This is a genomic window from Longimicrobium sp. (assembly GCF_036554565.1).
GTDB lineage: Bacteria > Gemmatimonadota > Gemmatimonadetes > Longimicrobiales > Longimicrobiaceae > Longimicrobium.
In genome coordinates, this window is the sequence record NZ_DATBNB010000361.1 from 1 (window position 1) to 6,101 (window position 6,101).

Annotated in this window: 4 protein-coding genes and 1 pseudogene; all 5 read left to right on the forward strand. The window is 71.5% G+C overall.

From position 1 onward, the window contains the following. A pseudogene (locus tag VIB55_RS10105) lies at positions 1-420 on the forward strand (hypothetical protein); the annotation flags it as partial. A 39-nt stretch (positions 421-459) separates the two neighbouring features. Beyond that, complete coding sequence (locus VIB55_RS10110; protein WP_331876535.1) at positions 460-2,799, forward strand: TonB-dependent receptor; 2,340 nt, start codon at positions 460-462, stop codon at positions 2,797-2,799. After that, positions 2,787-3,701 carry a DUF4249 family protein gene (locus tag VIB55_RS10115; protein ID WP_331876536.1) on the forward strand — a complete coding sequence of 305 codons (915 nt, stop codon included), beginning with the start codon at positions 2,787-2,789 and terminating at the stop codon, positions 3,699-3,701. Before VIB55_RS10110 ends, VIB55_RS10115 begins: the two co-directional genes overlap by 13 nt. A 135-nt stretch (positions 3,702-3,836) precedes the next feature. After that, entirely contained in the window at positions 3,837-5,078 is a 1,242-nt protein-coding gene (locus VIB55_RS10120; RefSeq protein WP_331876537.1) for a serpin family protein, read from the forward strand. Between the two features lie 174 nt (positions 5,079-5,252). After that, a partial coding sequence (locus tag VIB55_RS10125) for an alpha/beta hydrolase (RefSeq protein ID WP_331876538.1) occupies positions 5,253-6,101 on the forward strand: 849 nt, incomplete at its 3' end.

The window sequence follows — 6,101 nt, forward strand, 5'->3', positions numbered from 1 at the left end:
GCGTCGCCCGGCCCGGCGGCGGCGCCCTCCCCGGCGGCTGCGCACCCGCCCGAGGCGCCTCCCGCTCCGGAATCGGTGGCGGGGGTGGAGATCCGTCCGCACGAGGGCGCCGTGCGCGTGATGCTGGGCCAGGTGGGCCCCGGGCTGCGGGTGCGCGTGCGCTTGGCGGACGCCGAGCACGTGGACGTCCGCGCCACCGGCGCCGCGGCCGACGCGCAGTTCCGCACCGCCCCGGGCAGGGTGTCCATTACCGGGGCAGCGGAAGGCGAAATCGTGATCGCCCTTCCCCGTGCCGTGCGCCGGGCCGCCATCGTGGTGGGCGACCGCACGTACATGACCAAGGACGGTGAGCAGCTCCACGTCCTCGCACCCGCCGCCGACACCGCCGGCGCCGAGATCGTCTTCCCGGTCGCGCCCTGACGGGCACCGACCCGCACTCTTCCTCTCGACCGTACCTCCATGCTGGCCGCAACACTCCTCTGGCTCGCGCTCGCGCCAGACGCCGACATCCAGGGCCGCGTTCGCGCGGCGCCTTCCGGCGACGCCGTGCCCTACGCCACCGTGCGCGTGGCGGAGCTCCGGCGCACCGTGTCTACCGACGCCGAGGGCAACTTCGTCATCCACGGCGTGCCCGACGGGCGCTGGCGCGTGCAGGCGTCCGCCATTGGCTACCACCCCACCGAGGCGGTGGTGCGGGTGGGCGGGGGATCGGTGGTGCGGCTGGACTTTGACCTGGTGGCGGCGCCCGTGGCCCTCACGCCGGTAGAGGTGCACGGCACGCCGCGCGAACGATCCGCCACCCCCGCGCGCGTCAGGGGCGGCCCCCCGCCCGTGCAGATGGGCACCCGCGCCGTGATGGCCGTACCCGCGCTGGTGGAGGCCGACGTGCTGCGCGCGGTGCAGACGCTTCCCTCCGTGGCGGCGGCGTCGGACTTCAGCAGCGCGCTGTACGTGCGCGGCGGCTCGCCAGACCAGGCGCTGGTGATGCTGGACGGCGTGCCCCTGTTCAACCCGTACCACGTCGGCGGGCTGTTCGGCGCCATCGACCCCGCCACGGTGGCGTCGGTAGACGTGCTGGCCGGCGCGTTTCCCGCGCGCACGGGCGACCGGCTTTCGGGCGTGGTGGACATCCGCACCCGCGAGGGGGGACGCGACGCGGTGCGCGGCAGCGGCGCGGTGAGCCTGATCTCGTCGCGCGCCAGCCTGGACGGGCCGCTCCCCTCCGGGCGGGGAAGCTACCTGGCCTCCATTCGCCGCACCTATCTGGACGCCTTCACCGACGCCGCCTACGCGGTGAACCTGATCCCGGGCACGGTTCCCTACGCATTCACGGACGGGCATCTGAAGATCACCCACGACGTGGGGACCGCCGGTGTGGCGACGGCCTCGGTGTACGTGGACGCCGAGGGGATCGACATCCCCGAGCGGCTGCGCAGGATGTTCAACACCGAGATGAGCTTCCGCTGGGGGTCGCGCCTGGCCACGGCGGCGTACCGGCACACCTTCCGCCCCGGGCTGGCGGGCGAGGCCCGCGTGGGAGTCAGCCAGTTCTACGGCCGCTTCGACGCCGCGGACGAGCAGTATTCCGGCTCGCCCGACACCCCGCCCGTGTTTTCGCCCCTGCTGCGGGCCCGCACCGAGACGCGCAACGTGCTCGCCTCGGCCGAGCTGGCGCGGACCAGCGGGGGCAACCAGCTGCGCGCGGGGGTGCAGGCCGACGCCTACCGATTTGCGCACGACGTGCAGGACGTGCGGTCTGACGCCTTCGGCAACTTCGTAGACCCGTTCACCCGCACCGACCAGCCGTTTACCCTGGCTGCCTACCTGGACGACGAGTGGGCGCCCAGCGAGCGGCTGGCCCTGCGGGCCGGGATGCGCGTGCTCTACGCGGGCGAGCTGGGCACGGCGCTGATGCCGCGCGTAGGGGTGCGGTGGTCGGCCGCGCCGGGGCTGGCGCTTTCCGCGGGCGGAGGCCGATACGCGCAGGTGATGCACTCGCTGCGCGACGAGGAATCGCTGGGGTCGGCGTTCCTGGCGTACGATCTTCTGGCCGCGCCCGGCGCCCACGCCGGGCTGATGACGGCCGAAGACGTGACCGTGGGGGCGGAGTGGTCCCGCGGCGCCACCAGCCTGCGGGTGGATGCGTACGCCCGCTGGCTTCACGATCTGCCCCTGCCGCCGGCCGCCGACAACCCGCTGGAGTCGCCCGTGCTCGTGGGCGACGGGTTCCGCACGGGGGAGGGGACGGCGCGTGGCCTGGAGCTGCTGGCCAGCCACGTCCGCGGCCGGTCGCACCTGTCGCTCTCGTACGCGCTGTCGTTCTCCGAGCGGACGGTGGACGGGGAGCGCTTCACGCCGCGGTTCGAGCGCAGGCACACCATCGACGCAACGGCGATCACGCCGCTGGGCCGCAGCGGCGAGTTCAACGCCCGGCTCGCCATCGCGACGGGCCAGCCGTACACCCCGGTGCTGGGCGTGGCCCAGGGCTACCGGTGGGACCCGGCCACGGGGCGCTACGGGGCGGCGGACGCCGATGCCGGCACCATCCTGCTGGGCCGGCACAACGCGGCGCGCCTCCCGGGCTACCTGCGGCTGGACGTGAGCGCCCGCCGCGAGTACCGGCGCCGCTGGTTCGGCCAGCGGATGACGCTTACGCCGTACCTGCAGGTGGTGAACGTGCTGAACACGCGCAACGTGCTGTCCGCCGAGCCGCAGCTGGGCGGCGGCGCGCCGACGGTGCTCAACTACCTTCCCCAGATTCCCGTCTTTCCCACCTTCGGTGTCGAATGGAAGTTCTGAAGCGTATTCTGCCGCTGGCCGCGCTGGTGCTGGGCGGCTGCGAGTTCACCCGCGACCCGCTGGCGCTGGACATCCGGCGCGACGAGGTGATGGTGCACGGCGTGCTCGCGGCCGGCCAGGACACCGTGGCCGTGCTGCTCACCCGCGCGCGGCCGGGGAACGGCGACAACCCAATCGCCACTTTTCCCGTTTCCGGCGCCACGGTCCGCATCTCCACCGGCGCCACGTCGGTGCAATTGGTGGAAGCCCCAACTGGGTTTCCGGGGTGCGTGTCGACCCACGTTTCCAATCACCCCCCCATCACCCCGGGCTGCTACGCCGCCGTCTTTCCCGGCGGCATCCGCTCGGGGACGACGTACGCGCTGTCGGTGGATCTCGCCGGTCGCGAGACCATCCGCGGCTCGGCGACGGTGCCGCACGCGCCGGTCATCGACCCGGGTACCGGCTCGCGGTTCCTGGTGAAGCGCAAGCACGACGGCGGCGTGCCAGGCCTGATCGCGGCCCGGTGGAGCGTGGGCGCGGGCACGGCGGGCGTGGGGCTGGGCGTCCGCGAAACCGCCTTCTACCGGGGTGGGCAGCGGGTGCCCGACCAGAGCTGCCGGTTCGAGTACGGACGCGCGATCATTTATTCCCCCGGCGCGGACAGCGCGGCGATCCTCTTCCACAATCCCATCCACTGCGACAGCGCACATGGGCCGGGGCAGCAGTACGATTCGCTGGACGTGCGCCTGCAGGTGACGGCGTACGACACCGCGTTCACCCGCTACGCCGGCCTGGTGCACGAGCACGTGAGCCCGCCGGTGCACCGAGAGCGCTTCGCCGCCGGCGTGCAAGGCGCGCTTGGGCTGTTCGCCGGCGTCGCCGTCTCGGAACGGCCCGCCATCCTCGTCGCGGTGGATTGAGGCGCACGCGATTCGCCGATCAGAGGCCCCGCGCGAGCGGGGCCTCTTTCGTTTCCGCCGCACCCGTCCGAACCGGGCGGGCTCGTGCGTTCTCCCGCGAACCTGTCCGCGACCTGTTCATCCAGGAGAATCCCCATGCGCTGGTCGAAGCCGCTATCCGCACTCGCCCTCGCGACGATGCTGGCCGGATGCGAATCCATCTTCGGAAGCGGAGACGAGGAGCCCATCACCCGCCTGCCGCGCGCCCTCACCCAGTCGGAGCAGGAGCTGATCGTCGCCAGCAACCGCTTCGGGTTCAACCTGCTCCGCGAGGTGAGCGCGCGCGACACGTCGTCCAACATCTTCCTCTCGCCGCTGAGCGCGTCGATGGCGCTGGGGATGACGATGAACGGCGCGAGCGGCGAAACATTCTCGGCCATGCGCTCCACGCTGGGCTTCGGCACCATGGAGCCGGCGGCGATCAACGCCGCCTACCGCAGCCTCATCGACCTGCTGCTGGGGCTGGACCGCAACGTCGACATGCGCCTGGCCAACAGCATCTGGGTAGACCAGCAGTTTCCGCTGCACCCCGCGTTCGTGGAATCCAGCCTGCAGCACTTCGACGCGCGGGTCACGGCACTCGACTTCGGCAACCCCGCCTCCGTGAAGACCATCAACGCGTGGGTGGACCAGGGCACCAACGGCAAGATCAAGACGATCCTGGAGCAGATCGACCCAGAGATCGTGATGTACCTGATCAACGCCGTGTACTTCAAGGGGAGCTGGACGCAGGAGTTCGATCCCGCGCGCACCAGCCCGGCCCCGTTCCACCGCGCGGACGGCAGCCAGCACCCGGTGCAGATGATGTTCATGCGCGACGCCGAGGTGCGCAGCGTGATGAACGACCAGGTGCAGATGGTGGACCTGGCCTACGGACGCGGCGCCTTCTCCATGACGCTGGTGCTGCCCCCGAACGCGCAGCCCCTGCGGCAGTGGGCGGCGGGGGTGACGGACGAGAAGTGGCAGGGGTGGATCGCCCAGCTGCACGATGGCAAGCTGGACGTATCGCTGCCGCGCTTTCGCCTGGAGTACGACGAGGTGCTGAACAACACCCTCAAGGCGATGGGGATGGCCACGGCGTTCGACGACGTCGCGGCGGACTTCAGCGGGATGTCGCCGCGAGGTGCGGACCTGTTCATTGCCGAGGTCAAGCAGAAGACGTTCATCGAGGTGAACGAGAAGGGCACCGAGGCCGCGGCCGCCACCTCGGTGGGCACCGGCGTCACGAGCGCGCCGCCCACCTTCCGCGCCGACCGGCCCTTCCTGGCGGCCATCCGCGAGCGCCACAGCGGCACCATCCTGTTCGTGGGCCTGATCGGCGATCCGCGCAGCCCGTAACGCGGACGTGAGGTCCGCCGCAGCAGAAAGGCCCCGCCGCGCGCGGGGCCTTTTGCGTGCCCGGTGGTCACGGGCGGCCAGGCGGGATAGGTTAGCGGCCCGCGGCGGCACGAGTTCCGCAACGGCGGGGCGCCTCACGCGCATGAACCACGGCAGACGGAAGCGGCGATCGGGATGACGGACGAGCAGACGGCGGCGGCGGAGCACGCACCGGACCAGGCGGCACCGGAGCGGGGCGACTGGAAGGACTACTTCACCGACGACGGCCAGCAGCACACGGCCGTGGGCACCATCAAGGTGCTGCACGGCCTGCACAGCCCGCAGCTGGGCAATGCGCGCGACATCCTGGTGTACCTGCCGCCCCGGTACCACGAGTCCACCCGGCGCTACCCCGTCATCTACATGCACGACGGGCAGAACCTGTTCGACCGCGCCACCAGCTTCGGTGACGAGTGGGAGGTAGACCAGACGCTGGAGCAGGCGGCCGACGAGGGGCTGGAAGCCATCGTGGTGGGCATCCCCAACATCGGCCCCGAGCGGCTGAACGAGTACGGCCCCTGGCACGAGCACAAGCACAAGGCGGGGGGCAAGGGCGACTCATACCTGCGCTTCGTCATCGACACCATCAAGCCCATCATCGACCGCGACTTCCGCACGCGCCCCGGGCGCGAGTCCACGGGCATCGCGGGCTCGTCGATGGGGGGATTGATCAGCCTGTACGCGTTCTTCAAGCACGCCGACGTGTTCGGCTTCGCGGGCGTGATGAGCCCGGCGCTGTGGTTCGGCGGGCGGCAGGTGTACGGCTGGATGCAGGACCGGCAGTACGTGCCCGGGCGGCTGTACCTGGACGTGGGCACCGCCGAGGGTGGCGAGGAGATGCACGACGTGCGGCGGATGAAGGACCTGCTCACCCGCAAGGGATACGTGGAGGGCCGCGACCTGATGTTCGTGGTGGAGATGGGGGGCAGGCACAACGAGCGCGCCTGGGCCCGGCGGCTGCGCCGCGAGCTTCACTTCCTCCTC

Coding starts and splice junctions, on each gene's coding strand:
- VIB55_RS10110 (WP_331876535.1), top strand. CDS start 460: ATGCTGGCCGCAACACTCCTCTGGCTCGCGCTCGCGCCAGACGCCGAC.
- VIB55_RS10115 (WP_331876536.1), top strand. CDS start 2,787: ATGGAAGTTCTGAAGCGTATTCTGCCGCTGGCCGCGCTGGTGCTGGGC.
- VIB55_RS10120 (WP_331876537.1), top strand. CDS start 3,837: ATGCGCTGGTCGAAGCCGCTATCCGCACTCGCCCTCGCGACGATGCTG.